Below are 3,897 nucleotides of genomic sequence, written 5' to 3' on the forward strand. Positions count from 1 at the left end.
GTCTTGTTGACTGAACTAAATTCGGCGTTTGTGCAGGTCATAAAGGTTTCCGGGCGGCGTGCCGATAGGCATGCGTGATCGTTTCTGGAGACCAGTCGCGGGATGTCGGCTCGTTGGTGGTGCCGCAGGTGGGCGCCTTGGTCGCGACCGACACCTGCGAGGAGCCATACCGGCTGCTCGATCCGTCGGGGACCGTGGTGGAGCCGGTTGCTGGGTTCTTGCTGGATCTGCAGGCGGCGGGACGGTCGGTGGCGACGCTGCGCTCGTACGGCATGGACCTGCTGCGCTGGTTTCGGTTTCTGTGGGCGGTCGGGGTGGCCTGGGACCGGGCGAGCCGGATCGAGGCGCGGGACTTCAGCCGGTGGCTGCAGTTGGCCGGTAAGCCGGCTCGGGTGCACTGGCGCCGCCGCGGACAGAGCGGGACGGGCATCGAGGACCGGACGAGCATGGCACCGTTGCCGGTGACGGTGAATCAGGTGACCGGAAAACCGTTGCCCGGAAAGAAATACGCGGCAACGACGATCGCTCACAGCGAGACCGTGCTGCGCGCGTTCTATGACTTCCAGGCCGAGATGTCCGCAGGCCCGGTCATCAATCCGTTCCCGCTGGCGCGGGCGCGCCGGGCCGGACGCGCGAACGCGCACCACAACCCGATGGAACCCTTCCGCAACGAGCGGACCGGGTTGTATCGGCCGCGGGTGCCGCGGCGGATCCCGCGCAGCATCCCGGACGAGGTGTTCAACGAGTTGTTCGCCCGCCTGCCGTCCCATCGTGACCGGGCGCTGGTGGCGTTCTTCGTCTCCACGGGCGCGCGGGCGGCGGAACTGCTGGGTGTCACGCAGGATGGGGTGGATCCGGGGATGCAGGTGATCAGCGTGGTACGCAAGGGCAGCCGCGCGGTGCAGCAACTGCCGGCCTCACCGGATGCGTTCGTTTGGTTGCGGCTCTACCAAGTCGAGTTGGAAGGCCGCGTTCCCCGCGGGCGTGGCCGACCGTTGTGGTGGACGTTGCGGCGTCCGCATCGGCCGCTGACCTATCACGCGCTGCACCGGATGTTCGAGCGGGTCAACGACACGCTGGGCGCGAACTGGACGCTGCACGACCTTCGGCACACCGCCGCCTATCGGATGGCCGAGGACCCGGCGCTTCCGCTGACCGACGTGCAGCACGTGCTCGGGCATGCTCACCTGACCACGACCCAGATCTACCTCACGCCCCGCCAGGATGACGTGATCCGCCGCGTGCTCGCCCACCACGCCGGCCAGACAGCCCGCAGGGCGGCCCAGGTCGAGCCGACGCCGGCACCGGGCTACCGCCCGGAAACGCTGGACGTGCTGTTCGGGCGACGACCATGACCACTGCCGCGTCCGCCCCGGTCGACCGGATTATCGACAATGACCTGCCAACAGCGGAGACGACGCCCCGGCCGTTGTCGGTCAACATCCAGGCGCTGCGGCGACGGTTCACCCCTCGCCCCGCAGAAGATGCCTGGCCGGCAACGACGCAGCCCCGGGAGCAGGTTCTCCAGCGGCTGCTGTCACAACCGTTTCAAGTGGACAGTCACACCAACGGTCATCAACGTCTGCAATCCCGCAGCCTGACACTGATCCTTGACTGGCTGGAGACGCTACCCGGCCAGACATGGCAGCAGCGCTGGCTGGCCAGCGGCTGCGACGGGCTCGGCGCGGCCTGGCAGTCCCGGATCGCGCAGTGGTTGGATGGCGGTGGAGAACGGTATCCCTTGGCGGGCAAGCACTCCGTGCTGCCGCCGGGAATGGCTCTGCTCATCGGTGGGGACGTGCTGCGCCCGACGATGGCGTGGTTTCTGTCCCAGCGGCTGGGCCGCAGCCTGATGCCGGTACTGGAACGAGCCCGCGACCCCGAGGGGTTCGCGCTGCTGCGCAAGATGTGCGCTACCGACCCGGGCATCTCCGAGGCCAACGGGAGAATGGCCCTCGGCCGGATCGGGGTGATGGTCGCGGCCAAGGGCGGGCTGGTCCGTGACGTCACCGTCGGCGACTGCGTCGAACTGCTGGACACCCAGGCCGCCGTCCAGAAACTCACCGGCGCTGGCATGGTCTGCTTCTATCGGCTGCTGCACACGATGGGCGTCTTTCCCACTGACGCGCCGCCGAGCATCCGGATGTTCCGCTCCGCAGGCCAGCTCACCTGCGATGAGCTGGTCGACCGTTACCGGATCACCTGCCGCCCCATCCGCAATCTGCTGGTGGAGTATCTGCGGGAACGACAGCCCGCGATGGACTACAGCAGCCTCAACCATCTCGCCTTTCTGCTCGCCGGACGATTCTGGGCCGACCTGGAACGACACCACCCCGGCATCGACAGCCTGCACCTGCCGGTCGAGGTCGCCGACGCGTGGAAACAACGACAACGGTTCAAGACCATCACGCTCACCGAGAACGGGACCCGCCGCATGGTGACCGCCCCGCGCCGCAACGTCGGTGACCTGCTGACCGCGGTCCGCGGGTTCTATCTCGATCTGGCCCAATGGGCCGTCGAAGACCCCGCCCGTTGGGCGCCGTGGGCAGTGCCATGCCCGATCCGCGCTATCGAACTGGTGGTGCACAGCAAGGAAAAGCGACACCGCAAGTCGCGGATGGACACTCGTACGCGCGAACGCCTTCCCGTCCTTCCTGTCCTGGTCCGCCATGTCGATGAGCACCGCAAGAAGGCAACAGTGCTCCTGCAGGCTGTCGCCGCGGCGCGTCCCGGTGACAGCGTGACGGTCGCGGACCAGACGCTGCAGCGGGCGGTGATGATCCGCTCTCCCAGCGGCAAGATCTTCGCCGACGACCCCACCGCCAGCACCCGACGCGACCTCAGCCAGGAAGAACACGAGGCGTTCTGGACCTGGGCCGCCGTCGAAGTGCTACGCCACACCGGCATCCGCATCGAGGAACTCACCGAGCTCACCCACCACAGTTTCGTGCAATACAAGCTGCCCACCACCGGCGAACTTGTCCCGCTGCTGCAGGTCGTCCCGTCCAAGACCGACGCCGAACGGCTGCTGCTGATCAGCCCGGAACTGGCCGACGTGCTCAGCGCCATCATCACCCGTATCCGCCTGGCCACCGGCGCGGTTCCCCTCGTCGCCGCCTACGACAAGCACGAGAAGATCTGGAACCCGCCGATGCCGCTGCTGTTCCAGTCCCGCTTCGGCACCGAGAACCGGCCCGTCACCGGCGCCACTATCCGCCGCCTGCTCAAGAAGGCCCTGACCGCGACCGGCCTCACCGACCCCGACGGTCAGCCCTTGGTGTTCACACCTCACGACTTCCGCCGGATGTTCATCACCGACGCCATCATGCAAGGGCTCCCACCCCACATCGCGCAGGTCATCTGCGGGCACCGCGACATCAACGTCACCATGGGCTACAAGGCCGTCTACCCCCACGAAGCGATCCAGGCCCACCGGGCCTTCCTCGACCGCCGCCGCGCCACCCGGCCCAGCGAGGAATACCGCACCCCCACCGCGCAGGAGTGGGACGCCTTCCTCGCACACTTCGAGAAACGCAAGGTCTCCCTCGGCACCTGCGGTCGCGCGTTCGGCACCCCGTGCATCCACGAACACGCCTGCGTCCGCTGTTCCATGCTCTGGCCCGACCCCGCCCAGAAACCCCGGCTGACCGAAATCCGCGACAACCTCATCGCCCGCATCGCCGAAGCCGAACGCGAGGGCTGGCTCGGCGAGGTCGAAGGACTCCGCATCAGCCTCGCCGCCGCCGAAAACAAACTCGCCCAGCTCCACCCAGACCCCGCACAACGCAGCCCCATCGAACTCGGCATCCCCACAGTCACAACCGACCACTGACGACACCGACCACAACCGAGCCGGCCCCGGAGGACCCAACCCCAACAAAGATCAAGTTCAGAGAA

At 67.5% G+C, this 3,897-nt stretch carries 2 protein-coding genes; both read left to right on the forward strand.

Features of this window, described 5'->3' with window-relative positions; genetic code table 11:
* Positions 1–128 precede the first annotated feature (128 nt).
* Entirely contained in the window at positions 129–1,355 is a 1,227-nt protein-coding gene (locus FFT21_RS28155) for a tyrosine-type recombinase/integrase (RefSeq protein ID WP_225978839.1), read from the forward strand.
* On the forward strand, positions 1,352–3,832 hold the full coding sequence (locus FFT21_RS28160; RefSeq protein ID WP_137816937.1) for a tyrosine-type recombinase/integrase: 2,481 nt from the start codon (positions 1,352–1,354) through the stop codon (positions 3,830–3,832). Before FFT21_RS28155 ends, FFT21_RS28160 begins: the two co-directional genes overlap by 4 nt.
* Positions 3,833–3,897: the final 65 nt, after the last annotated feature.

Origin of the sequence: Gandjariella thermophila, assembly GCF_005405885.1 — a bacterium.
GTDB classification, from domain to species: Bacteria; Actinomycetota; Actinomycetes; order Mycobacteriales; family Pseudonocardiaceae; genus Gandjariella; species Gandjariella thermophila.